This window comes from Bradyrhizobium sp. Bra64, assembly GCF_024519875.1.
Taxonomy (GTDB): domain Bacteria; phylum Pseudomonadota; class Alphaproteobacteria; order Rhizobiales; family Xanthobacteraceae; genus Bradyrhizobium; species Bradyrhizobium japonicum_G.
The window spans coordinates 1136241-1159037 of record NZ_JALJRD010000001.1 but is presented as its reverse complement, the minus strand read 5'-3'; the positions used below and the strand labels follow the sequence as shown (position 1 = coordinate 1159037).

Below are 22797 nucleotides of genomic sequence, written 5' to 3'. Positions count from 1 at the left end.
GCAATGTTTTCCCTCCGTTCACCACGGATGAATACGGGACGGACACCATCCCGCCGCCGATCCGGACAATTGAAACCTTCTTTTAATAAATCAGGCCAAAGCTTGGTTTCGCGCGGAAACAGCGCCACCCGCTCAGAATGAACGGGAGCACAGCGAGACAGCGTCATGGCCATGATCGAGACCAATTCCCTTCCCGTTCCGGCAGAAGCCGGCAGCGCCTCCGCGTTCGCCTCGGAGATCAAGGGCTTCTGGAAGCGCTTCTTCGCCACCGCTTTCAACCCTTACCGGCCCGAACTGCATTACATGCGCGGCCCCGGCCCGGCCTGGCGCGCCAAGCACGGCATGAATGCGCCGTTCCGGCTCAAGCCCCGCGACCTCTGAACCCTTCTTCCCTAGCGGATTTTTGAAATGTCGGCGGCTTGCGCGCAGGTGTGATTGCGCGCAACCATGGCCGGGTTCCGATGATGGCGCTCCCGCCGGTGCCATCGCCCCTTGCCATGGATGAACGCTGATGACGCGGCTGCGCTGTGCAATTCTGGACGACTATTTCAACCTCGCCCTCGACGTTGCCGATTGGCAAAGCCTGTCCGACCGGGTCGATGTCACCGTGTTCAGCCATCCCTTCGCCTCCGAGCAAGCCGCGGCCAGCGCGCTCGCCGACGTCGACATCATCTGCGCCATGCGCGAGCGTACGGCATTCCCCAAGAGCCTGTTCGCGTCGCTCCCCAAGCTGAAGCTGCTGCTGACGTCAGGCATGCGCAATGCCTCGATCGACATGGAGGCCGCGAAGGCGCGGGGCGTCACGATCGGCGGCACGCAATATTCCCGCGACCCCACCGCGCCGCTCACCATGGGCCTGATCCTGGAGCTGACCCGCGGCATCGGCCGCGAGAACGCCCGCATGCATGCGGGCGCGCCCTGGCAGGCCTTTGCCGGCGTCGAGATCGAGGGAATGACGCTCGGCATCGTCGGGCTCGGCAAGCTCGGCAGCAAGATGGCGGGCATTGCGAAAGCGTTCGGCATGAACGTGATCGCATGGAGCCCGAACCTCACGCCGGAGAAGTGCAAGGACGCCGGCGTCGGCTATGCCAGCAAGGAAGAGCTGTTCGCCAAGGCCGATATCATCACCATCCATGTGGTGCTGAGCGAGCGTTCGCGCGGACTGGTCGGCCGTGCCGATCTCGCGCGGATGAAGCCGACGGCCTTCCTCGTCAACACCGCGCGCGGGCCGATCGTGGACGAGCAGGCGCTGCTCGAGGCCTTGCAGCAGAAGAAGATCGCGGGCGCCGGCATCGACGTGTTCTCGGTCGAGCCGTTGCCGACGGACCATCCGTTCCGCAAGCTCGACAACCTCGTGCTGACGCCGCATCTCGGCTACGCGACCGAGGACGGCCTGCGCATCCATTACGGCCAGATGGTCGAGGCGATCGATGCCTGGACCAAGGGCGGCGAGCTGCCGCGGAAGCTGGCCTAGACGGTCGGCTACGCGGCGGAGCGCTGGCTGACGGGCTGCCTTGCCACGTCGGCGAAACCGTCGCGCCAGGAGGTATGAGCCGGGAGCCAATCCAGTTCGCGCCTGGCCTTGGCGTTGGAAGCCCCGCGCACGCGTCATCATCGAGACCATATGCTCGCCGGCCAACAACCGACCGAGCCATGCCGGCACGTGAAGCGGCGGCTTGGCACCCAGCAACTCGGCCAGCGCCGGCAGCCATTCCCTGACCTGTGCCGGGTGGTCGTCGACGATGTTGTAGATGTTGCCCGGACGGCCGCGCTCGACTGCGGCGACGGTGGCAGACGCGGCATCTTCGGTGTGAGTGAACGACCAGTAACCACCGCCATCGCCGATCAGCGGCACGCGCCGGTGGTGCAGCTGGTCGAGGCCATCGGCGACAACGGGTTCGGCCCCCAATGCCATGAGCATCCCGGCCTTTTCCGTGGCTCGCGTGGAGCCGACGACCGTGTGTCCCTTGGCGATGAGCATGGCAACCAGATGGCGACCGATCGCACCGGTCGCGCCTGCAACAAAGATTCGCATCCTGTGCTCCTCACGTCGTCGCAATTCTTCCGTGAGGTAGTCGACGCGTGCCGGGATTCACCCCGGCGAACACACTCGCCGGTCATCGTCAGCGCCACAAACATTTGCGGCGCGTGGCCGAGGCACACGCGCCGCAATCAATCCAATTGTTCCACGCGAGGTTAGCGCACGGTGACCGGCGCTGGCAGCGGCGGCACCACCGTCGGCTGGGTACCCGGGACGGGGCCAGCCTGGGCAGCCATCGGAGCCGGCCCGGCAGCACCCGGCGTCGGCGCAGCGGAAGCGGTCGCCGTTCCCGGCGGCGGGCCACCCGGCAGCACCACCACGCGGGTTCCGACCTTGACCCGATCAAACAGATCCGAGACGTCCTCGTTCAGCATGCCGATGCAGCCGGACGAGACGAACTTGCCGATCGTCGAGGGCTGGTTGGTGCCGTGAATACGGTAGACCGTCGATCCGAGATACATCGCGCGCGCGCCGAGCGGATTGCCGGGGCCGCCGGCCATGAAGCGCGGCAGATAGGGCTGGCGCTCGATCATTTCCGTCGGCGGATGCCAATCCGGCCACTCGGCCTTGCGGGTAATCTTCTGCACGCCGGTCCAGGTGAAACCATCGCGGCCGACGCGGACGCCGTAGCGGATCGCCCGGCCGTTGCCGAGCACGTAATAGAGGTAGGTGTTCGGGGTATCGACGATGAGCGTTCCAGCCGGCTCCTTGGTCGCCAGCGAAACTTCCTGGCGGCGCAGGTTCGGCGCCAGCTGCGCCGGCGCAGCGTCGGGCTGCTCCTCGGGCGGCAGCGAAGCGATCGCCATCGGCCGGCCATCGTTGCCCACGGGGGGCTGCGCCTGAACCGCTCCAGTCGCTGCGGGACCACCGACGGCCTCCGGCGGGCGCAGGCCGTCGCCGCCGGGTGCCTGGCCCGGGCGATCGGCATAGATCACCGCGGGCGGTCCGGCGGGACGGCCATAGCGGGGATCATCGGGTGACATCACGGGGCCCTGTGACGGCGCCGCCGAGTAGACCGGGGGACCAGCCGGACGGCCATAACGCGGATCATCCGGCGACATCACCGGCCCCTGCGGCGGGGCCGCCGAATAGACCGGAGGGCCGGCCGGACGGCCGTAACGCGGATCGTCGACCGGGCCGGGCGGCGGCAACGCAGCCTGCGGCATCGCATCGTCGTCATCTTCCAGCGCGTCGAAATTCGGGGCGCGGTCGCCGGGGCGGTATTCAGCCGGCGCCCCATAGCTCGGCGCCTGCTGGACCGGATAGCTCTGAGCCTGTGCGAGCGAGGTTCCCGCCGCAGCGACTGTTGCGGCAGCGCATATCGTCAGAAAATGTTTGATCATCATCGCTCTTGTATAGTCCCCGGGCCCCGTCCGGACCGTTAACGGCCAGATGACCGAAGATAGCGGCACATTCAAGACATATCGGGCTTATTTGCGCCGGACTTGCCGATTTGTGATCCGCAACACTACCGTTGCCCCGTTGCATCACGGGGCGAAAATCATCTCCTGCGGCAAATCGGCGGAGTTTTCGGCTCGGTTTTTACGGAACGGCGCGGAATCGTTGCGCTATGTTCGAATAAGCCTGATTCGCCACCGCTTTGAGCTCAGAATCCCTGCGTGGCGAACGCGGCAATCAGTATCGTCACCGCGTTCAGATGGCTCATGGGCCCTGGCACGTCGCCGCCGGGGCGGAAATTCGCAATTTCTCGATGCTTCCCGGCTTTCGCTTCCTGTTTGCCGCGATCCTGCTGTCAGCCTCCATCCTGGTGTTCGGCCTGGGCGCCGCCGCGCTGCTGCGGGCGAGCCATGAGCAGTATGTCAGCAACCCCTCCTGGCGGAACGGCCCGCAGGAGAAGGTGTTTGCGCAAGCTCCCGAGCCCGCCCAGCCTGTGCTCGCGGTCCTCCGCGCCGAGCCGGAGGCGGCCGCTGAGCCGACGCCGTCGCCATCGCTGCGCGACCAGGTGCCGACCATCGCACTGCCGTTGAGCGAGCCCGAACAGGTGGCCACGGTGACGACCGGGACCGACGTCCAGCCGCAAGTCATTGTGGCTCCGGCTGAGGTCCCGGCCGCCGAGCCGGCCAATCCCGAGACGATCAAGCCCGAGATGATCAGGCCCGAGACGACCAAGGCCGAGACGTCCGAGCCCCAGACGACCGAGCCCGAGAAGACAACGGACGCTGCTGCGCCGGCTCCCGCCGACACGCTCACACCGGCCGATACCGCGGCGTCGATCCCCGAGACCAAGCCTGCCGCGGCCGCCAGCGCGCCGGCGGCGGCCGACCCCAGTGCCGCCCTTGCCTCATCGGCACGCGACATCACCTCGGACAAGATGGCCGTACTGAACGATCCCGCGACCACGGCCTGGAAGGATCCGCCGGCGAAGGTCAAGACCGGCAGCAGCACGCCGGAGAGCAAGGCGGCCAAGCCGCGGGCGCATAAGGTGAAGAAGCGCCGCCGCGTCGTACGGCGCCCACCGCCGCCGGTTCAGCAGCTCGATCCGTTCGGACGGCCGCAGCCGACGCTCGCCGCAACGACCACGCGCGCGCGGCAATAATCTCACGCCGGCCCGGTCGCGACCGGCGGGCCTTTTTCCTGGCCCCATTCCGACCATGAGCCGTCATAGAGCGCGGTGTCGGTGATGCCGAGGCGATAGAGCGCGAGCGTCAGCACGCCGGCCGACACGCCCGAGCCGCAGCTCGTCACGATCGGGGCGTCGAGCTGGACGCCGGCGTCGGTGAACGCAGCGCGGAGATCGTCGAGCGGCTTCATCGTTCCGGTCGCGGCATCGAACAGCTGATTGTAGGGCACGTTGCGGGCGCCGGGGATGTGACCGGAGCGGATGCCCAGCCGCGGTTCCGGCGCACGGCCCTCGAAACGGTCGGCAGCGCGCGCATCGATCACCTGCTCGGCACGGCTTTCGACGTTGGCGACCAGTTGCTGCATGCTGCGCACACGCTTCGCATCATAACTCGCCTTGAAGCTCGCCGGCTTCGGCTTGACCTCGCCGCTCTCCACGGCGCGCGCTTCGGCGCGCCACTTCTTCAGGCCGCCATTGAGGATGCGCACGTTGGCGTGGCCATAGGACAGGAACATCCACCACGCGCGCGGCGCTGCGACCCAGCCGCCGGCATCGTAGAGCACGACGGTGTCGGCATTCGAGATGCCGAGATTGCCGACGTCACGGCCGAACTGCTCGGCGCTCGGATACATATGCGGCAGCGGGTTGGAATGATCGGACACCGCATCGACGTCGAAGAACGCCGCGCCCGGCAGATGCGCGGCGAGATAGTCGTCCTTCGGCAGAGGCAGCACGCCCGGCAGCTTGAAGTTGGCGTCGAGCACCTTGACGTTGGCGTCGTTGATGTGGGCGGCGAGCCATTCGGTGGAGACGAGGGGATCGGTGGCCATCGGTGTTTCCTTGTCATTCCGTGGCGCCCGGAGGGCGAGCCCGGAATCCATCGCGCGGCGGTGTTGGTGGATGAATGGATTCCGGGCTCGCGCTGCGCGCGCCCCGGAATGACGGAGCGAGCCCCCTCACCCCTTCTTCTTCGGCTCCCATTGCTGCACCGGTCCGCCGGCGTCACGCCAGGCGGCGTAGCCTCCGGCGATGTGAGCGACGGGCTTCAGGCCCATGTCCTGGGCAGTCTTGGCGGCAAGTGCGGAGCGCAGGCCGCCGGCGCAGTGGAACACGAACTTCTTGTCTTCCTGGAACACCGGCTTGGCATAGGGGCTCTGCGGATCGATCCAGAATTCGAGCATGCCGCGGGTGCAGGCGAACGCGCCGGGGATGCGGCCGTCGCGCTCGATCTCGCGCGGATCGCGGATGTCGACGATGACGACGTCGCCGTTCTTGGATATCTCGATCGCATCCTTCGCTGTGAGCGTCTCGATCTCGGCATTGGCCTCGTCGATCAGCGCCTTGATGCCGCGGGTGATGGTCTGGGGCACGTGGTTCTCCTCTTCTCGTCATTCCGGGGCGCGACGCAGTCGCGAGCCCGGAATCCATTCCTCCACTGACACTGCCGCCCGATGGATTCCGGGTTCTCGCTGCGCAAGCCCCGGAATGACGGCGTGTGTGGCTAGTGCGTCAATTCCTTCATCGCGCCTTCCAGACCTTCGATCGTGATCGGGTACATGCGGTTGGCGAAGATGCGTTTGATGATGGTGGTCGATTCCGAATAGTCCCAGTGCTTCTGCTGCACCGGGTTCAGCCACACCGAATGCGGATAGGTGCGGATGATGCGGTCGAGCCAGACCGAGCCGGGCTCCTCGTTGACGTGCTCGACCGAACCGCCGGGCACCATGATCTCGTAAGGCGACATCGAGGCGTCGCCGACGAACACGATCTTGTAGTCGTGAGGATATTTGTGCAGCACGTCCCAGGTCGGGGTACGGTCGGTGAAGCGGCGCTTGTTCTGCTTCCACACGCCTTCATAGAGGCAATTGTGGAAGTAGAAATACTCCATGTGCTTGAACTCGCTCTTCGCCGCCGAGAACAGCTCCTCGACCTGCTCGATATGCGCGTCCATCGAGCCGCCGATGTCGAAGAACACCAGAAGCTTCACCGCATTGCGCCGCTCGGGACGCATGTGCACGTCGAGATAGCCGTGATTGGCGGTCTCGCGGATGGTGGTGTCGAGATCGAGCTCGTCGGGCGCGCCGGTGCGCGCAAACTTGCGCAGGCGGCGCAGCACCACCTTGATGTTGCGGATGCCGAGCTCGACATTGCCGTCGAGATCCTTGAACTCGCGCTTGTCCCACACCTTCACGGCGCGGTTGTTGCGGTTCTTCTCCTGGCCGATGCGGACGCCTTCGGGATTGTAGCCGTGGGCGCCGAACGGCGAGGTGCCTGCCGTGCCGATCCATTTCGAGCCGCCCTGGTGGCGGCCCTTCTGCTCCTCGAGGCGCTTCTTCAGGGTCTCCATGAGCTTGTCCCAGCCCATGGCCTCGATCTGCTTCTTCTCCTCGTCCGTCAGGTATTTCTCGGCGAGCTTCTTCAGCCACTCCTCGGGGATCTCGGCCCCCTCCATGGCATCGAGCAGGCTTTCCAGCCCCTTGAACACGGTGCCGAAGACGCGGTCGAACTTGTCGAGATTGCGTTCGTCCTTCACCAGCGCGGTGCGCGACAGATAGTAGAAATTCTCGACCGAATAATCCGCCAGATCGGCGTCGAGCGCCTCCACCAGCGTGAGGTATTCGCGCAGCGTCACGGGGACCTGCGCGTCGCGCAGAGAAGTGAAGAATTGCAGGAACATGGGTGACAGATTGCCCGTCGGGTGGCGGACGTCAAGGGGCGGCGGCCACTGCTCGGCGCTGGACCGGGAGGCTTTTTGCTCTAGAATTGGCGGCCTCACGGGGTTGTTTGGGGGACGTTTGCAATGGGAATTCTCGCAGCGCTGATCATCGGCGCGATCGCCGGCTGGCTTGCCGGCAAGATTGTCCATGGGGCGGGATTTGGGCTGATCGGCAACATCGTCGTCGGCATCATCGGCGCACTCGTGGCAAGCTGGGTTCTGCCCCAGCTGCACATCCAGCTCGCAACCGGCACGGTCGGCGCCATCGTGGACGCCACCATCGGCGCGGTGATTGTGCTCGTCATCCTTTCGCTGATAAAACGGGTCTGAAAGCCTGACCGAACCAGGAACGGCCGCCGCGTGCGGCCGTTCCCATGTCGCGACCGGGGCGAGCCCCGGCCGACGACCAACAAGGACGCGCAATGAAATTTACCGGCACCAAGGACTATGTAGCGACCGACGATCTCAAGGTCGCCGTCAATGCCTCGATCGTGCTGGAGCGTCCGCTCCTCATCAAGGGCGAGCCCGGCACCGGCAAGACGGTGCTGGCGGAGGAAGTGGCGAAGGCGCTGAACGCGCCGCTGCTGACCTGGCACATCAAGTCCACCACCAAGGCGCAGCAGGGCCTCTACGAATACGACGCGGTGTCGCGCCTGCGCGACAGCCAGCTCGGCGATGCGCGTGTGTCGGACATCAGGAACTACATCAAGCGCGGCAAGCTGTGGGACGCCTTCGCCGCCGAGCAGCGCCCGGTGCTGCTGATCGACGAGATCGACAAGGCCGACATCGAATTCCCCAACGACCTGCTGCTCGAGCTCGACCGCATGGAATTCCATGTCTACGAGACCGGCGAAACGATCAAGGCCAAGCAGCGCCCGATCATGATGATCACCTCCAACAACGAGAAGGAGCTGCCGGACGCCTTCCTGCGCCGCTGCTTCTTCCACTACATCAAGTTTCCCGACGCCGACACGATGGGCCGCATCGTCGACGTCCACTTCCCCGGCATCAAGAAGCGCCTCGTCGAGGAAGCGCTGCGCATCTTCTTCGAGGTGCGCGAGGTGCCCGGCCTGAAGAAGAAGCCCTCGACCTCCGAGCTGCTCGACTGGCTCAAGCTCCTGCTCAACGAAGACATGAGCGTCGAGCAATTGCGCGAGCGCGACCCGCGCAAGCTGATCCCGCCGCTGCACGGCGCGCTGCTCAAGAACGAGCAGGACGTGCACCTGTTCGAGCGGCTGGCGTTCTTGAGCAGGCGGGAAGTTTAGGCTTCTGGGTCCCGGCTCTGCAGCGCACCGCTGAAGGAGCGTTGCGCTGCGTCCGGGGCGCGAGAGCGAGGTGTGGGCGCATGCCCCCTCCACCTCGGCATTGCGAGCGCCGCGAAGCAATCCAGAATCCCTCCGCGGAAGCAGACTGGATTGCTTCGCTGCGCTCGCAATGACGGAGCAAGGGGCATCGCTGCTTCTCCAACCCGCATCGCAATCGCAGACAAACCTTCGCATCCTCGCGGCGCATTTCGCCCGAGCTTTGCTCTGTCCGTCGCCCCCCCAAAGAAAGAGGGCGCAGGGAAGGCCGGGTGCCGGCTGGCACCCACGGTCCGCTGTGCGAAAGCACACGCAGAAAAACTGCACAGCGGCATACAGGTGAAGCCAAACACACGGCCTTCCCTGCGCAGTGGTCGGACGGCTTATGCCATGCTCTCCCGGGAGCCGAGTTCCTGCTGGCCTCCCTCGCCCTGCGAATTGACGATGCCGTCCACCCGGTTGGGCTCGCGCACATCTCCGCAAAGGCTTGACCGTAGCAACGACGGCCAGGACCACACGGTTTTGCCGTACGCAGCTCATCCGGCTTCGCCATGAGGCTTCGCCGGACTTCGGCGCCGCTCGTCCGCACGAAGCCTCGGGCTCACAGGGACTACCCGCCCTGCCCGCGCCTCTCGCGCACGACGCTGCCGCGTCCACCGCAACCCGGCCCGCGTTTCGAACGACTCGCGAACCGCCCCTCTTCGTGGGCCGGGCTGTTTTGGGTTATGACGCAATTCCGAATTTCGGCAAAGTGGAATATTTTTGAGGGAAGGGATTGACGGGGGTGAGGGGTGTTTTGGCCGACGGGCAACGAGATCCAGTAGCCCGGATGGAGCACAAGCGTAATCCGGGATCGTGCCACAAACGACGGGCCGTCCCGGATTGCGCTGCGCTCCATCCGGGCTACGGGGTCTGCAACGTCGAGACCCACTCAAGAGCTGGAAGCACCGTGCCAACAAACACACCGGTTGAAAACGCCTTTCGAACTGGGGTGCCCCAAGGAAACCATCGCACTCCACCCATGAAGTACACTGCCGCCCAGGCACCGACCAACAGGGTCCAATCCCGCCACCCTACCCGCAACAGCAAACCAATCGGAATGGCGGTACAGAGAAAGACGATCGCGCAGATGGCGATCTGGCCAACAGATTGCCGCTCATCGTTGATTTGGGGCATTTGCCGCGTTTCCATGAACGGAGCTCGTAGGGCGGCTTGGCCGTCAAGCGCAACCCACCCTACGAAATATCACGCCACCGCGGCATCCGGAATCCGCGCCGCTTCCATCGGCTGCTTGCCGCGGATGAGGTCCGACGCGCGATCCGCGATCATCATTGTCGAGGCGTTGAGGTTGGCCGAGATCATGCGCGGCATCACCGAAGCATCGATGACGCGGAGGCCCTCCAGGCCGTGGACGCGGAGCTGGTCGTCGACCACCGCCCAGCTCGAATCCGCCGGGCCCATGCGGCAGGTGCAGCCTGGGTGGAAGGTGGTGGTGCCGCGTTCGGTGGCAGCGGCCAGAAACTCGTCGTCGGTATTGATGTTGGGACCGGGGAAATCCTCGTAGGCGTAATAGGGCGACAGCGGCGCACTCTTCAGCAGGCGCCGCGCGAGCTTCATGCCGCCGACGATGACACGGCGGTCGAGCTCGGCGTCGAGATAGTTGGTCTGGATGATCGGCGGCGCGAAGGGATCACTGGAGCGGATGCGGACATAGCCGCGGCTTTCCGGGCGCTGCTGCCAGGACGCGACCGTCATGCCGGGCTCGTCCTCGAGCTGGCCCTGCACGCCTTCCTTGTAGCTTGCCGGCGTGAAGGTAAGCTGGAGGTCGGAAGAGTCGGCGCTCTCGCCGGAGTGCCAGAAGCAATAGACCATGGTCGGCGACAGCGACAGCAGGCCGCGGCGCGTGGTCGCCCATTTCAGCGCCTCGATCCAGAGCGAGAGGCCGCGGCGCAGCTCGTTGATGGTCTTGATATCCTTGACGCGTGCGACCGTGCGCGGCGCGTAGTGATCCTGAAGGCCTTCGCCGACGGGCAGCGCATGGCGCACGGCAATGCCGTGGGCCTGGAGCAGGTCCGGCGAGCCGATTCCGGAGAGCTGCAAAAGCTGCGGCGAATTATAGGTGCCGCCGGAGAGGATCACTTCCTTGTTGGCGCGCACCTCGACCGGCGTGCCATTGCGGCCGCCCTTCATGTAGCGCACGCCGACGGCGCGCTTGCCCTCGAAGATGATCTCGGTCGCGTGCGCGTGCGTGTGCACATGCACGTTCGGCCGTTTCATCGCGGGCTTGAGGAAGGCGGTCGAACCGGAGACGCGCAGGCCGTTGTCGATGGTGCGCTGGCAGTAGGAGACGCCTTCCTGCTTCGCGCCGTTGTAATCGGGGTTGCGGGGAATGCCGAGCGAGACCGCGCCTTCCATGAAGGCTTCGCAGAGCGGATCGCGCCACTCCATGGTCGTGACCGTGAGCTTGCCGTCGCGGCCGCGGAAGGTGTTGTCGCCCTCGCCGACCCGCTTCTCCAGCCGCTTGAAGTAGGGCAGCACGTCGGCATAGCCCCAGCCGCGATTGCCCATCTGCGCCCAGGTGTCGAAATCCATCCGCTGGCCGCGGTTGTAGATGTGGCCGTTGATCGAGGACGAGCCGCCGAGCGTCTTGCCGCGCGGCGCGTAGATGCTGCGCCCGCCGGTCCAGGGCCCGACCTCCTGCTGGTAGGCCCAGTTGATGCTCTTCATGTGGAAGGTCTTGATGAAGCCCGCCGGCAGATGGATGTAGGGATGCCAGTCGCTGGGCCCGGCCTCGAGCACGCAAACGCTGGTGCCGGGATCTTCGCTCAGCCGGCTGGTGAGCACGCAACCGGCGGAGCCCGCACCGACGATCACATAATCAAATCTGTCCATTCGTCCGTCCCCAGCGTGTCGTGAAATTGAGTGAATTGCAGCGGCGCGGGCCGACACCTCTCCCTATGGGAGAGGTGATCGAGCGCGCGGCCAATCCGGTGCACATCATCTCTAGCGCGGCTTTTCGTTGAGTTGATATTCGAGATGCGTCCGCACCGTCGGCCATTCGGCGGCGGTGATGCTGTAAACCACGGTGTCGCGCAGCGTGCCGTTCGGCGTGACCTGGTGGCTGCGCAGAATGCCGTCCTGCTTGGCACCGAGGCGCTCGATGGCGCGGCGGCTCTGGTGATTGAAGAAGTGGGTACGGAATTCGACCGCGATGCAGTCCAACGTCTCGAAGGCGTGGCGCAGCAGCAGGAGCTTGCACTGCGTGTTGAGCGGGCCGCGCTGCGCGCTCTTGCCGTACCAGGTCGAGCCGATTTCGACGCGGCGGTTGGCGGCGTCGATGTTCATGTAGGTCGTCATGCCGACGATATTGCCGCCGGCGTCGAACACGGTGAACGGCAGCATCGAGCCCGCGGCCTGCAGCCCTAAGCGGCGGTCGATCTCCTTGCCCATGTTCTCAGGCAGGGGAATCGCGGTGTACCAGAGCTTCGAGAGCTCGCCGTCCTTCACGGCCTCGACCAGCCCCTCGCGATGCTGATGCGACAGCGGCTCGAGACGGGCGTGCTGTCCGCGCAGGGTGATGGGATCAGGCCAGGGCATTTTGAAGTCTCCTTACGTCATTGCGAGCGAAGCGAAGCAATCCAGAATCTTACCGCGGCGGCAGCCTGGATTGCTTCGTCGCTTCGCTCCTCGCAATGACGGCTTGGCTCACTTGTTCAAAAAATTCAACGGCAAACCGCCGCGCGGCCAGTCCATGGCGATCAGCTCGCCCTTGCCGGACAGCGTGATGTAAGCGGTCTTCAGCTCGGGGCCGCCGAAGGCGATGTTGGTGGTGACGCGGTCGCCGGTCGGGACCTGCTCGACCAGGGTACCATCCGGCGCGATCACCGAGATGCAGCCGGAAACGAGGGTGGCGACGCAGACATTGCCGTTCGCTTCGACCGCGAGCGAGTCGAACATCTGGTAGCCGCCGAGGCCGCAGATCGGCTTGCCCCGCTCGCCGCGATAGATCACCTCGCGCGGCTTGAGCGTGCCGGGCGCGGAGAGCTCGTAGGCCCAGAGCCGGCCCGTCGGCGTTTCCGCGATATAGACGGTGTTTTCATCCGGCGACAGGCCGATGCCATTGGCCGGCAGCACACCGTGCACGACTTCGACGATCTCGGTCATGCCGGGCTTGAGATAGTACATGCCGCCGACGTCCATCTCGCGTGGACGACGCTTGCCAAGATCGGAGAACCAGAGGCCGCCGTGCCTGTCGAACACCAGATCGTTCGGCCCGCGCAGATCGTGCTCGCCGCATTTGGTCACGACGGTCTCGACCTTGCCGGATTGCAGGTCGACGCGCTGGATCGAGCCGCCAAGATAATCGTCCGGCTGTGGTCCCGGCATGATCATCTTGCCGGTCGGGATCCAGGAGAAGCCGCCATTGTTGCAGATGTAGATCTTGCCGTCGGGGCCGAGGGCCGCGCCGTTCGGCCCGCCCGGCACCTTGGCGACGATCTCCTTCCGCCCGTCGGGATAAACACGGGTCAGGCGCTGGCCGCGGATTTCCACCAGCACAACCGAGCCGTCCGGCATCACGACCGGCCCTTCGGGAAATTCGAGGTCGGTGGCGAGAACGCGGACGTTGGACATGTGGTGACCCTCCCGGCTGCTTGTTATGACTTGCACGGGATGTCCGGCACGGGCCCCACACGCAAGATTTGCCTGCGGTTATGGCAAAACAGGTCCGCCTTGCCAAGCAAGCGGGATGGTATGCCAGCGTTGCAGTCCTACTCCGTCACCGGCACCCAGATCTCGAAGCCGCCGTTGCCGGTGGCAGGATCGAATTTTTCGTCATAGCGCTCGAAGTTCGGCGCATCGGCGGCTCTCAGCCCGGACGCCGGCAGCCATTGATTCCAGATCGTGTTGACGGTGCGGCGGATCGAGGCGACGTGCTCGGTATGGGTGAACACCGCATAGCGCTGCTCGGGAATGCGGATGCGACCGAACCGGCGCGGCAGGTCGGAGAAATCGGCGACCTCGACGCCGGCAATGTAGTCGAAATTGCCGGCATCATCGCCGTTGCAGCAGACGCCATAGGCGACTTGATCTTTCCCTTGGCCGATGCCCGCGGGGATGTCGGCGACCTCCTGATGGAAGCGCTGCCACAGTCCGGGAATGGCCGCGCCGTTGTCGCAGGAGATGCGCTCGTCGATGCCTGCGACGAGGAAGGCGCTTGTGGTTTCGAAACGCGGCGGGGCGAGATGATCGAGCATGGTGGAATCCATGAGGATCGGCTCCTGTAGCTTGAGATGGCTGACGCATGTCGCGGCCCGCACCGCTTCGGGTGTGGTGCCAAACTGGTCGCGGAACGCGCGGGTGAATGCTTCGTGCGAGCCGTAGTCCGCCTCCAGCGCCAGCGACAGGATGTCCGGCGCGCCGTTCGCGAGGCTGCGCGCCGCCTCGGTCAGCCGCCGCGCGCGAACGTAACGCATCACGGGATAGCCAGTGGCTGCGGCAAACGCGCGCACGATGTGGAACCGCGACACGCCTGAAACCGCGGCGATCTCGTCGAGCGTCATCGGCTCGGCCAGATGGCTCTCGATGTACCAGAGCGCGCGCTGGGCTGGGTTCATGGTGGTTCTCGTTCGAAGCGTGACCAGGATGCACGAAAGCCCGCTTGCTTCGCTTGATCGGCGTTGCGGTCCTGCGAGAGGATAACGCCGGAACAGCCACTGGCAACGTCCGGGCGTTCACGGCTACACTCGGTGCGTCCTTGAAACCGCTCACAAGAAAGCAGGAGGAACCGCGTCATGAAGATCACCGATGTGCGGGCGCACCATATCCGCATCCCCTATGATGCCGGTGTCGCGAGCTTCCGCCAGGGCGCCTCCGCCATCACCGCCCTCGACATGGTGATCGTCGAGGTCACCACCGACGCCGGGTTGACCGGCTGGGGCGATGCCTTCGCCTATGTCTGTCCCCGCACCACGCGCAGCGCCGTCGAGGAGATGATCGCACCGCAGGCCCGCGGCTTGGAGGTACCCGATGCCGCCGGCATTCCCGCGGTGATGGAGCAGATCCAGCGCAATCTGCATCTGTTCGGCCGCTATGGAATCACCATGTTTGCGATCTCCGGACTCGACATCGCGCTGTGGGACCTTGCCGCCAGGATCAGGGGCGTACCGGTGCACCGCCTGCTCGGCGAGACAAGGCGCCCGGCCATTCCGGCCTATGCGAGCCTGTTGCGGATCGGCTCGCCCGACAACATCGCCGCCGAATGCAGGAAGGCGCGTGCGCTCGGCTATGGCGCCATCAAGCTGCACGAGACCACGGCACCGGCGGTGTTTGCCGCGCGCGAAGCGATCGGGCCCGGAATTCCGCTGATGGTGGACATGAACTGCCCGCTGTCAGGCGAGCAGGCGATCGCGTTCGCCAGGACATGCCGGGACGCGCAGCCGATGTTCCTGGAGGAGCCGGTCTGGCCGCCGGAGGATTTTGCAGCGCTCGCCGAGGTCCGCAGCAAGGGCGGGCTCGGCGTCGCCGCCGGCGAGAACGCCTGCACGGAATATCAATTCCGCCAGATGATGGATGCGGGCGCGGTCAGCCACGCCCAGCCGTCGGTGATCAAGGTCGGCGGCATCACGGAATTTCTGAAGGTTGCGGCGCTCGCAGATGGGCTCGGCGTCAAGGTCGTTCCGCACTCCCCGTATTTCGGTCCGGGTCTGCTCGCGACGCTCCATCTGCTGGCGACGCGTGACGACGGCCTCGTCGAGATGTTCTATCTCAAGCGCGAGGCCTGCCTCTGGGGCGGCCGCGCCGATGTCGATGCCACCGGCCATGTCGCGGTGCCGACTGGAGTTGGGCTCGGCTATGAGCCCGACCGCAGCGTGATGGAGCGATATCGCGTCGCGTGAGCGCGGCGCCTATTTCGCCGCGTCCTTCGGCGGCGGCGCGTCCTGCTTCTTCTTCACGTCCTCGGCGACCTTCGCCTGCGCGGCCTGGAGATCGCCGAGCGTCTTCTGCAAGCCGGCAACCGTCACCTTCAACGCGTCGATCTGGCGAGCCGCGGCATCCAGCTTCTGCTGGTGATCGAGGTTGAGCTTCGTGATCGTCTTCTGGAGGAAATCGACGTTGCTCTGGAGGCAGCTGGTGCGCCGCTCCATGGTCTTCTCGACGGTGCAGATCTCGATGCCGGGCACGTCCTGCGCGCGGACCGGCGCAATCGCCAGCATGGCGAGCAGCAACATCGCGACACAGACGCCGGCGCTTCGAAGCAGCATGCAGGTTCCTCGTCGATTCAATCACGGCAATGTGCGCTTTTTGCGCGCGGTCGCCGGAGGCTACCACACTCGTACCGCATTCTCGCGTTGAGCTTGGCCTGTTCCCTCGGACGGGGAGCAATGATCCGCATGCGGAGGAAGTGGGCACTCCTTCCGCGGCTTTGTTTAGGGGAGATTTTTGGAATGGCAACGCGCGACAGACGACTGGCGGAATTCGACGGCGCCGGAGAACCGCCGCCCGGCCTTGCAGTCGAAGTGCTGTGCGAAGACCACAGCGGAACGTATCAACTGCCGTTCGCCTGCCGCTATGTCGAAGGACGCTGGCAAAACCACACCGCCGGCGTCGCGGTCGAAGCAACCGTGATCGGCTGGCGCGTGCCGCGCTCGAAGCATTCGGGCGCGGCCTGAACGTCAGGGTTTGTGTCAAAATGCAACGGAGCCGCGCTCCGCCTTAACCTTCGGAACGCGGCCCGAACGAATCACGTCCGAATCAGCCGTAAGACAGTGTCCACGCCTGTTCACGGCTAGATGTCGCAACGCGCCGGTGCGCGCATACAATATCTGCGCAGCGCGTGAGCAGGCCCGCGCCGGATCCGACGCCGAAAGTTAACGACTTCAATGACATGGCCCCTGGTTGGAGCGGCGAGGGCCCCGCTCCCAAAACAGGCAGGACGGCGCCAGGCCTGCCTAATATTCGACCTCGAGCTCCTCGATCTCGGCCGGCTCTTCCTTTGCCGCCGCGATCCATTCCTTCATCTCGGGCATGGCCATGATGGTGTCGGCATACGCCTTCAGAAGCGGCTCGAGCTTGACGTCATAAGTCACGAAGCGCGTCACCACGGGGGCGTACATCGCATCCGCCATGGTGCGCCTCTCGCCGAACAGGAAGGGACCGCCCGACTTCTCCAGGCAGTCGCGCCAGATCGCCCAGACGCGATCGATGTCGGCCTGCGCGCGCGACCAGATCTTGAAGCCGGGGAAATGTCCCTTCAGGTTCACCGGCAGCGAGGCGCGCAGCGTGGTGAAGCCGGAATGGATTTCGCCGCAGATCGAGCGGCAATGTGCGCGCTGGACGCGGTCATCAGGCACCAGGCCGGCATCCGGCATCGCCTCGTTGAGATATTCGGCGATCGCCAGAGTGTCCCAGACGGTGGCGCCGTCGTGCCGCAGGCACGGCACCAGGATCGACGACGACAGCAGCAGGATTTCGGCGCGCGCCGACGCGTCGTCCGGCGCGGTGACGATCTCCTCGAAATCGAGCCCGGAAAATTTCGTCAGCAGCCAGCCACGCAGCGACCAGGACGAGTAGTTCTTGCTGCTGATGGTCAGTGTCGCCTTCGCCATTTGGCCCTTCCCTCACGCCTGATACCGGCACTCCGTCCGGCCCGCGGCGTGCCCATTACCTGTGCTTCCCACCCGTTCAGCAGCAAGCCACGTGCCAGTTTTCCGGGCGATTTGACTCAGGTCTGGCTTCGATATTGCATGGCAACATGGGACAGGTGGGCACTCCAGTATGATGTCGATGTATTATCAGGCGTTTCAGAACCAAATGGACCTGACGGCGCCGTGGCGGGCGGGGGCGTCCTCCGCGCTCAAATTCCTCCATCTGGTGCCGCAGGGCCTGTCGGATCAGGTCGTTGGCCGGCTCTCGGCGGCGCTGGAGCTGATCTCGCGCTCCACCCTCACCTATCATCGCCCGGCCTATGGCATCGACAGCGTCATGGTCGGAAATCGCGAGGTCGCCGTCACCGAGGAGATCGCCTACGCGACGCCATTCGGCTCGCTGCTGCATTTCAGGAAGGAGGGCGTGGGCGAGCAGCCGCGCATGCTGCTGGTGGCGCCGATGTCCGGACACTTCGCGACGCTACTGCGCGGCACCGTGAAGACGCTGCTCCAGGACCACGACGTCTACATCACCGACTGGCACAACCCGCGCGACATTCCCCGCAGCGAGGGCCGCTTCGGCCTCGACGACTACACCGAGCATCTGATCGACTTCCTCGGTCAATTGGGTCCGCGCCCGCACATGGTCGCGATCTGCCAGCCCTCGGTCTCCGCGCTCGCGGCCGCCGCGATCATGTGCGAGGGCAACCATCCCTCGCGGCCCGCGACGCTGACGCTGATGGCGGGGCCGATCGACACGCGCATCCAGCCGACCAGGGTCAACGAGTTCGCCAAGAGCAGGCCGATCGACTGGTTCGAGCAGAACCTGATCAACTACGTGCCGGTGCAGTGCCGCGGCGCGCTGCGAAAGGTCTATCCGGGCTTCGTGCAGCTCACCGCCTTCGTCTCGATGAATCTCGAGCGCCACATCAAGCAGCACATGGATCTCGCCGACCACATCGCCAAGGGCGAGAAGGAGAAGGCGGCCAGCATCAAGACCTTCTACGACGAATATTTCGCCGTGATGGACCTGCCGGCCGAGTTCTACATCGAGACCGTGCGCGACGTTTTCCAGGAGCATCTCCTGCCCCAGGGCAAGCTGATGCATCGCGGACGTCCGGTGAACACCAAGGCCGTCAGCCGCATGGGGCTGATGACGGTCGAGGGCGAGAAGGACGACATCTGCTCGATCGGCCAGACGCTGGCGGCGCAAGACCTCTGCACCGGCGTGCGCGCCTATCGTCGCGTCCACCACATGCAGGCCGGCGTCGGCCATTACGGCGTGTTCTCCGGCAAGCGCTGGAATAACGAGATCTACCCGCTGCTGCGGGATTTCGTGCACGTGAATTCGTAAGACCGGATTCCTTCAGCAGGATCGGACAAAGCGTCGCGGCTTTGGGAAAGACGCGAGCGCTGCACCAGGCTTAAGGCAAGGCATGTCGCTCGAGCCCGAGGCCCTGCCATGTCCGAATTGCCACCCCCTAATGCCACGCCGGCCGCGATCGTCGACGCGCTGAAGGCGGTTGCGGGCAATCCGCCAAAGGTACGCGCGAGCTTCGCCAAGGGTCGATGCGTACGCGGCACCTATACCCCATCCGAGAGCGCCGGTGAGATCACGCGGTCGCCGAGCTTCACAAGACCGTCGCGCGTGCTGGCGCGCTTCTCCGTCGGCGGCGGCAACCTGAAAGTCGCCGATACCAACAACCTCGTGCTGCGCGGCTTCAGCTTCAGGCTTGGCGACGAGGCCCATCGCTCGGACATTTTGGTGGAAAGCGCTCCGGTGCATTTCGCAAGGACGCTCGACCAGATGCTCGCCTTCCTCGAGGCGCGCATTCCCGGCGCGGACGGCAAACCTGATGCAGAGAAGGTCAAGGCGTTCTCCGCGGCCAACCCCGAGACGCTGAACCAGGCGCATTACATCGCCGCGCGGCGGCTGCCCGCGAGCTTCGCCGGCACGACCTATTGGGGCGTGCACGCCTTTCCCGCCACGAATGCCGCGGGTGAGACCCGCTTCATCAAGTTCAAGCTCGCGCCTGTCGGTGGCGATGTCACGCTGAGCGAGGACGAAGCCAGGACGAAGTCCGCCGACTTCCTGCACGAGGATCTCGCGCGGAAGATCGCAGCCGGCGAAGTCCGCTTCAACGTCATGGCCTTGCTCGACCGTCCCGGCGATCCCACGCTGGACGTAACGCTGCGATGGCCGGACGAGGACAAGCGCGAGGAGATGCGGCTGGGGACGATCGTCATCACCAGTCTCGAAGCCGACGATGCCTGCGACGGGTCCATCTTCAATCCGGCCCATCTTGCCGACGGTATCGGCCATCCGCCCGACGAGATCTTTGCGGCGCGCCGCGCGGCCTATGCGATCTCGCTGGCGAAGCGCCGCTGATCAGATCCTTTGTTTGGACGCGTTTTCTTGACGCCAACCGGGCTCCACTTCGCTCGAAAACGCTACTCGTCGGGCCCGCCATCCGTTTCCCGGCGCCACGCGCCCGGACTGACGCCGACCATGGACGAGAACACCCGCGTGAAATGGCTCTGATTGGCGAACCCGGCCGAGATGGCAATCTCGGACAGCGGGAGGTCGCGGACCGTCATCAGCTGCTTCGCCGCCTTCACGCGCTGGCGGAGCAGCCATTGATGCGGCGGCAGGCCGGTGGAGATCCGGAATGCTCGAGAGAAGTGGCTGACCGAGAGGCCTAGCTCGGTCGCGATCCGCTGCAACGCGATCTTGCCCGAGAGATCGGAGTCGAGCCGGTCGCAGGCGCGCTTGACCTGCCATGGCGCGAGGCCGCCGCGGTTCGGTTCTGCGGCGGGCTTCAGCCCGCCATAGGTCTGGCCGACATGGGCGGTGAGCGCGAGCATCATGTGATCGACGAAAAGCTGGTTGGTTTCTTCGGGCCGGCGCAGCCCTTGCTGCAACGAGGCGCCGACATGCCGGATAGTCGCATCGTCATGGCCGACACCGGGCTCGTAGCTGAGCTCGCCAACGCGCGGTCCGCCGGGCTGCCTGGCGATGTCGCTGAGGGCCGAGCGCGGCAAATAGAAGAAGAGCGAGTGAAACGGCTTGTCGATCACATAGCGCGGGTCGCGCTTGAGGTCGTACAGATAGGTCGCACCTGCGCGAACATCCGCCTTGGCGACACAGCGGCCCTCCTCCCAGCATTCGCAATCCGGATAGTCGCGAAATTTCAGGCTGACGAGATAGGCATCCTCCGCAGGCAAGGAGCCGGACAAATCCGGCATCGGATCGTCATTGCGGGCTTCGGTGACCGCGAGCTCGGCGCTGTGCAGCGAACGCGTGATCAGCGCCGGTGCCTGCTTCAAGTGAAGGCCCTGTCCGAGTCTCTGTCCGTAGACGCCTGCTTGTGTCATCTCAGTAAACCCATTAGTGAACGGCACGTCTCCGTCGGCCTTTCCGATCGACGCATTATCGGATCGATGGCCAACGGTCCACCTCCACGGCATCAACATGAAGTGTTGTGGCAGGCCGTCGCGCCGACCGCGACGAGGTGAATTCATTGCGATTTCAGAGGCTCGGCATCGCGAAGGACAACGCCGTTGACCTGTTGGGCGAATGACCGCGCGATTTCATCGTGCGTTCTTGAAAGTATTTGCAGCTGGGGGCATTGCCTCAGTCTGACCATTCCTCGCCCCACACCTGGACGACATGGCCGGGCGACACTTCCCGATACTGCCGGACCGGCGGCTGGTAGTCCGGCGCGCGCACCGGGCTTCTGATCTCGTCGTTCGAGACCTCGCGCCTGGAGCCGCGGCGCGCTGGATCGGGCACCGGCACGGCCGCCATCAGCTTCTTCGTGTAGGGATGCTGCGGATTGCCGAACAATGCGGCACGCGGGCCGGTCTCGACGATCTCGCCGAGATACATCACCGCGACGCGATGGCTCATGCGCTCGACCACCGCGATGTCGTGGGAAATGAAGAGATAGGCAAGACCCATGCTGGCCTGAAGGTCGAGCATCAAATTGACCACCTGCGCCTTGACCGAGACGTCGAGCGCCGAGACCGCCTCATCCGCGACGATCAGCTTCGGCCCGAGGGCGAGCGCGCGGGCAATGCAGATGCGCTGGCGCTGGCCGCCGGAGAATTCGTGCGGGAAACGCGCGGCCATGTCCGCGGTCAGGCCGACCCGCACGAGGAGGTCTGCGACCTTCTCTCGCGCCTTCGCCGCCGTGGCGAGCCCGTTGGCGAGCAGCGGGGCAGCGATCGCCGTTCCCACCGACATGCGCGGATTGAGGCTCGCGAACGGGTCCTGGAAAACGATCTGCATCTGCTTGCGGAAATCACGCAAGGTGCGGGCATTCATGGCCAGCACATCCTGACCGTCGATCAGGACGGTCCCGCTGTCCGGCTCCGTCAGCTTGAGGATGGAGCGGCCCGTGGTCGACTTGCCGCATCCGGACTCGCCGACCAGCGCCAGCGTCTCGCCGGCCCGCAATGTGAAGGAGATGTTCTCGACCGCGTGGACCCGGCCCGAGACCTTGCCGAACAAGCCCGAGCGGATCGGAAAGCGCGTGGTGAGGCCCGCGACTTCAAGCAGTGGCCGCCCGGCGGCCGAGACCGTATCCGGTGTCTCGGTCGGCTCATCCGAGGTGCCCGTGACCTTGTCGACGATCGGAAAGCGCATCGGCCGCGGACGCCCGTCCATCGAGCCGAGGCGCGGCACAGCTGCGAGCAGCGAGCGGGTATAGGGATGCGAGGGCGCCGCGAAGATGCGCGCCGTCACGTCGGTCTCCACGGCCTGCCCGCCATACATCACCACGGTACGGTCCGCGATCTCGGCGACCACGCCCATGTCGTGCGTGATGAAGAGGATCGACATCCCCTCCTCCTGCTGAAGCTCTTTCAGGAGTTCCAGGATCTGGGCCTGGATGGTGACGTCGAGCGCGGTGGTCGGCTCGTCCGCGATCAACAGCTTGGGCTTGCAGGCCAACGCCATCGCGATCATCACGCGCTGGCGCATGCCGCCGGAGAAGCGATGCGGATGCTCGTGGAAGCGCGATTTTGCCGCGGGTATCCGCACGCGGTCGAGCAGGCGGATGGTCTCCGCCTCCGCCGCCGCGCGCGACAGGCCGCGATGCTGGATCAGTGCCTCCGCGATCTGGAAGCCGATGGTGAGCACCGGGTTGAGGCTCGTCATCGGCTCCTGGAAAATCATGGCGACGTCGTTGCCGCGAATGTCCGTCATGCTCGCTTCGGGCAACGCGAGGAGATCGCGGCCGGCGAGCGTGACGCGGCCCTCGATCCGGCCGCTCTCCTTCGGGATGAGCCGCATGATCGACAGCGCAGTGACGCTCTTGCCCGAACCGGACTCGCCGACAATCGCCACCGTCTCTTTGGCAGCGACATCGAACGACACGTCGCGGACGACGGGAAGCCATTGCCGCTCGCGCATGAACGAGGTGGTGAGGCCCGCGACCGACAGCACCGGCGCCTGCGCTTCGGCAACGACTTGGTCGGGTCTGCTTGCGCCGCTGCTCATGCGAAGACCT

22 protein-coding genes are annotated in these 22797 nt (G+C 65.2%); 9 read left to right on the top strand and 13 right to left on the bottom strand.

The window, feature by feature from the left end:
• Window positions 1–165: 165 nt before the first annotated feature.
• Window positions 166–381 carry a hypothetical protein gene (locus NR187_RS05545; RefSeq protein ID WP_018454129.1) on the top strand — a complete coding sequence of 72 codons (216 nt, stop codon included), beginning with the start codon at window positions 166–168 and terminating at the stop codon, window positions 379–381.
• A 130-nt stretch (window positions 382–511) separates the two neighbouring features.
• Window positions 512–1474, top strand: a complete 963-nt coding sequence (locus NR187_RS05540; protein ID WP_211384416.1) for a D-2-hydroxyacid dehydrogenase family protein — start codon at window positions 512–514, stop codon at window positions 1472–1474.
• A gap of 722 nt (window positions 1475–2196) precedes the next feature.
• Here NR187_RS05540 and NR187_RS05535 read toward each other — a convergent pair.
• Window positions 2197–3384 carry a L,D-transpeptidase gene (locus NR187_RS05535; protein ID WP_211384415.1) on the bottom strand — a complete coding sequence of 396 codons (1188 nt, stop codon included), beginning with the start codon at window positions 3382–3384 and terminating at the stop codon, window positions 2197–2199.
• 368 nt (window positions 3385–3752) lie between these two features.
• On the opposite strand from NR187_RS05535, the gene NR187_RS05530 reads away from it, so the two are divergent.
• Window positions 3753–4598, top strand: a complete 846-nt coding sequence (locus tag NR187_RS05530; protein WP_256806207.1) for a hypothetical protein — start codon at window positions 3753–3755, stop codon at window positions 4596–4598.
• A 2-nt stretch (window positions 4599–4600) separates the two neighbouring features.
• On the opposite strand, the gene sseA is transcribed toward NR187_RS05530, so the two are convergent.
• The 3 genes from sseA to NR187_RS05515 form a co-directional block, all read right to left on the bottom strand.
• Window positions 4601–5452 carry a 3-mercaptopyruvate sulfurtransferase gene (gene sseA, locus NR187_RS05525; RefSeq protein WP_256805939.1) on the bottom strand — a complete coding sequence of 284 codons (852 nt, stop codon included), beginning with the start codon at window positions 5450–5452 and terminating at the stop codon, window positions 4601–4603.
• Between the two features lie 126 nt (window positions 5453–5578).
• Window positions 5579–5992, bottom strand: coding sequence for a rhodanese-like domain-containing protein (locus tag NR187_RS05520; protein ID WP_211384412.1), 414 nt, complete (start codon window positions 5990–5992; stop codon window positions 5579–5581).
• A gap of 131 nt (window positions 5993–6123) precedes the next feature.
• Window positions 6124–7299 carry a VWA domain-containing protein gene (locus tag NR187_RS05515; protein ID WP_256805937.1) on the bottom strand — a complete coding sequence of 392 codons (1176 nt, stop codon included), beginning with the start codon at window positions 7297–7299 and terminating at the stop codon, window positions 6124–6126.
• A 123-nt stretch (window positions 7300–7422) separates the two neighbouring features.
• Here NR187_RS05515 and NR187_RS05510 point away from each other — a divergent pair, with 123 nt between their 5' ends.
• Both NR187_RS05510 and NR187_RS05505 read left to right on the top strand, forming a co-directional pair.
• The gene (locus NR187_RS05510; RefSeq protein WP_027519717.1) at window positions 7423–7668 is read left to right on the top strand and encodes a GlsB/YeaQ/YmgE family stress response membrane protein; all 246 of its coding nucleotides are present in this window, start codon (window positions 7423–7425) and stop codon (window positions 7666–7668) included.
• Between the two features lie 92 nt (window positions 7669–7760).
• Window positions 7761–8603, top strand: coding sequence for a MoxR family ATPase (locus NR187_RS05505; protein WP_211384410.1), 843 nt, complete (start codon window positions 7761–7763; stop codon window positions 8601–8603).
• Window positions 8604–9542: 939 nt separating this feature from the next.
• Here the strand turns inward: NR187_RS05505 and NR187_RS05500 are convergent.
• From NR187_RS05500 to NR187_RS05480, 5 genes are all read right to left on the bottom strand, one after another.
• Window positions 9543–9830: a hypothetical protein gene (locus NR187_RS05500; RefSeq protein WP_211384409.1), complete on the bottom strand. Its 288-nt coding sequence runs from the start codon at window positions 9828–9830 to the stop codon at window positions 9543–9545.
• 54 nt (window positions 9831–9884) lie between these two features.
• Complete coding sequence (locus NR187_RS05495; protein ID WP_211384408.1) at window positions 9885–11531, bottom strand: GMC family oxidoreductase; 1647 nt, start codon at window positions 11529–11531, stop codon at window positions 9885–9887.
• 111 nt (window positions 11532–11642) lie between these two features.
• Window positions 11643–12236 (bottom strand): GNAT family N-acetyltransferase, encoded by a 594-nt coding sequence (locus NR187_RS05490; protein ID WP_211384407.1) that lies wholly within the window; start codon window positions 12234–12236, stop codon window positions 11643–11645.
• A 108-nt stretch (window positions 12237–12344) separates the two neighbouring features.
• Window positions 12345–13271 carry an SMP-30/gluconolactonase/LRE family protein gene (locus tag NR187_RS05485; RefSeq protein WP_211384406.1) on the bottom strand — a complete coding sequence of 309 codons (927 nt, stop codon included), beginning with the start codon at window positions 13269–13271 and terminating at the stop codon, window positions 12345–12347.
• A gap of 137 nt (window positions 13272–13408) precedes the next feature.
• Complete coding sequence (locus tag NR187_RS05480) at window positions 13409–14254, bottom strand: AraC family transcriptional regulator (RefSeq protein ID WP_211384405.1); 846 nt, start codon at window positions 14252–14254, stop codon at window positions 13409–13411.
• A gap of 177 nt (window positions 14255–14431) precedes the next feature.
• On the opposite strand from NR187_RS05480, the gene NR187_RS05475 reads away from it, so the two are divergent.
• Window positions 14432–15535: a mandelate racemase/muconate lactonizing enzyme family protein gene (locus NR187_RS05475; protein WP_256805936.1), complete on the top strand. Its 1104-nt coding sequence runs from the start codon at window positions 14432–14434 to the stop codon at window positions 15533–15535.
• Window positions 15536–15544: 9 nt separating this feature from the next.
• On the opposite strand, the gene NR187_RS05470 is transcribed toward NR187_RS05475, so the two are convergent.
• Complete coding sequence (locus NR187_RS05470; protein ID WP_211384403.1) at window positions 15545–15901, bottom strand: hypothetical protein; 357 nt, start codon at window positions 15899–15901, stop codon at window positions 15545–15547.
• 183 nt (window positions 15902–16084) lie between these two features.
• On the opposite strand from NR187_RS05470, the gene NR187_RS05465 reads away from it, so the two are divergent.
• Window positions 16085–16309 carry a hypothetical protein gene (locus NR187_RS05465; protein ID WP_211384402.1) on the top strand — a complete coding sequence of 75 codons (225 nt, stop codon included), beginning with the start codon at window positions 16085–16087 and terminating at the stop codon, window positions 16307–16309.
• A 279-nt stretch (window positions 16310–16588) separates the two neighbouring features.
• On the opposite strand, the gene NR187_RS05460 is transcribed toward NR187_RS05465, so the two are convergent.
• Window positions 16589–17245 carry a glutathione S-transferase family protein gene (locus NR187_RS05460; RefSeq protein ID WP_211384401.1) on the bottom strand — a complete coding sequence of 219 codons (657 nt, stop codon included), beginning with the start codon at window positions 17243–17245 and terminating at the stop codon, window positions 16589–16591.
• Between the two features lie 169 nt (window positions 17246–17414).
• Between NR187_RS05460 and NR187_RS05455 the strand changes: the two genes are divergently transcribed.
• Together NR187_RS05455 and NR187_RS05450 are read left to right on the top strand one after the other, a co-directional pair.
• Window positions 17415–18638 carry a polyhydroxyalkanoate depolymerase gene (locus tag NR187_RS05455; protein ID WP_256805935.1) on the top strand — a complete coding sequence of 408 codons (1224 nt, stop codon included), beginning with the start codon at window positions 17415–17417 and terminating at the stop codon, window positions 18636–18638.
• Window positions 18639–18746: 108 nt separating this feature from the next.
• Window positions 18747–19673, top strand: a complete 927-nt coding sequence (locus NR187_RS05450) for a catalase family peroxidase (protein ID WP_256805933.1) — start codon at window positions 18747–18749, stop codon at window positions 19671–19673.
• 62 nt (window positions 19674–19735) lie between these two features.
• On the opposite strand, the gene NR187_RS05445 is transcribed toward NR187_RS05450, so the two are convergent.
• Both NR187_RS05445 and NR187_RS05440 read right to left on the bottom strand, forming a co-directional pair.
• On the bottom strand, window positions 19736–20659 hold the full coding sequence (locus tag NR187_RS05445) for an AraC family transcriptional regulator (RefSeq protein WP_211384398.1): 924 nt from the start codon (window positions 20657–20659) through the stop codon (window positions 19736–19738).
• 259 nt (window positions 20660–20918) lie between these two features.
• Window positions 20919–22787: an ABC transporter ATP-binding protein gene (locus tag NR187_RS05440; protein WP_211384397.1), complete on the bottom strand. Its 1869-nt coding sequence runs from the start codon at window positions 22785–22787 to the stop codon at window positions 20919–20921.
• Window positions 22788–22797 lie beyond the last annotated feature (10 nt).

What these genes read in the sequence shown, in the direction of transcription:
- NR187_RS05460 (WP_211384401.1), bottom strand. Translation starts at nt 17,245, where the DNA reads ATGGCGAAGGCGACACTGACCATCAGCAGCAAGAACTACTCGTCCTGG.
- sseA (WP_256805939.1), bottom strand. Translation starts at nt 5,452, where the DNA reads ATGGCCACCGATCCCCTCGTCTCCACCGAATGGCTCGCCGCCCACATC.
- NR187_RS05445 (WP_211384398.1), bottom strand. Translation starts at nt 20,659, where the DNA reads ATGACACAAGCAGGCGTCTACGGACAGAGACTCGGACAGGGCCTTCAC.
- NR187_RS05540 (WP_211384416.1), top strand. Translation starts at nt 512, where the DNA reads ATGACGCGGCTGCGCTGTGCAATTCTGGACGACTATTTCAACCTCGCC.
- NR187_RS05485 (WP_211384406.1), bottom strand. Translation starts at nt 13,271, where the DNA reads ATGTCCAACGTCCGCGTTCTCGCCACCGACCTCGAATTTCCCGAAGGG.
- NR187_RS05530 (WP_256806207.1), top strand. Translation starts at nt 3,753, where the DNA reads ATGCTTCCCGGCTTTCGCTTCCTGTTTGCCGCGATCCTGCTGTCAGCC.
- NR187_RS05450 (WP_256805933.1), top strand. Translation starts at nt 18,747, where the DNA reads ATGTCCGAATTGCCACCCCCTAATGCCACGCCGGCCGCGATCGTCGAC.
- NR187_RS05505 (WP_211384410.1), top strand. Translation starts at nt 7,761, where the DNA reads ATGAAATTTACCGGCACCAAGGACTATGTAGCGACCGACGATCTCAAG.
- NR187_RS05470 (WP_211384403.1), bottom strand. Translation starts at nt 15,901, where the DNA reads ATGCTGCTTCGAAGCGCCGGCGTCTGTGTCGCGATGTTGCTGCTCGCC.
- NR187_RS05500 (WP_211384409.1), bottom strand. Translation starts at nt 9,830, where the DNA reads ATGGAAACGCGGCAAATGCCCCAAATCAACGATGAGCGGCAATCTGTT.
- NR187_RS05465 (WP_211384402.1), top strand. Translation starts at nt 16,085, where the DNA reads ATGGCAACGCGCGACAGACGACTGGCGGAATTCGACGGCGCCGGAGAA.
- NR187_RS05535 (WP_211384415.1), bottom strand. Translation starts at nt 3,384, where the DNA reads ATGATCAAACATTTTCTGACGATATGCGCTGCCGCAACAGTCGCTGCG.
- NR187_RS05495 (WP_211384408.1), bottom strand. Translation starts at nt 11,531, where the DNA reads ATGGACAGATTTGATTATGTGATCGTCGGTGCGGGCTCCGCCGGTTGC.
- NR187_RS05455 (WP_256805935.1), top strand. Translation starts at nt 17,415, where the DNA reads ATGATGTCGATGTATTATCAGGCGTTTCAGAACCAAATGGACCTGACG.
- NR187_RS05440 (WP_211384397.1), bottom strand. Translation starts at nt 22,787, where the DNA reads ATGAGCAGCGGCGCAAGCAGACCCGACCAAGTCGTTGCCGAAGCGCAG.
- NR187_RS05480 (WP_211384405.1), bottom strand. Translation starts at nt 14,254, where the DNA reads ATGAACCCAGCCCAGCGCGCGCTCTGGTACATCGAGAGCCATCTGGCC.
- NR187_RS05490 (WP_211384407.1), bottom strand. Translation starts at nt 12,236, where the DNA reads ATGCCCTGGCCTGATCCCATCACCCTGCGCGGACAGCACGCCCGTCTC.
- NR187_RS05515 (WP_256805937.1), bottom strand. Translation starts at nt 7,299, where the DNA reads ATGTTCCTGCAATTCTTCACTTCTCTGCGCGACGCGCAGGTCCCCGTG.
- NR187_RS05475 (WP_256805936.1), top strand. Translation starts at nt 14,432, where the DNA reads ATGAAGATCACCGATGTGCGGGCGCACCATATCCGCATCCCCTATGAT.
- NR187_RS05510 (WP_027519717.1), top strand. Translation starts at nt 7,423, where the DNA reads ATGGGAATTCTCGCAGCGCTGATCATCGGCGCGATCGCCGGCTGGCTT.
- NR187_RS05545 (WP_018454129.1), top strand. Translation starts at nt 166, where the DNA reads ATGGCCATGATCGAGACCAATTCCCTTCCCGTTCCGGCAGAAGCCGGC.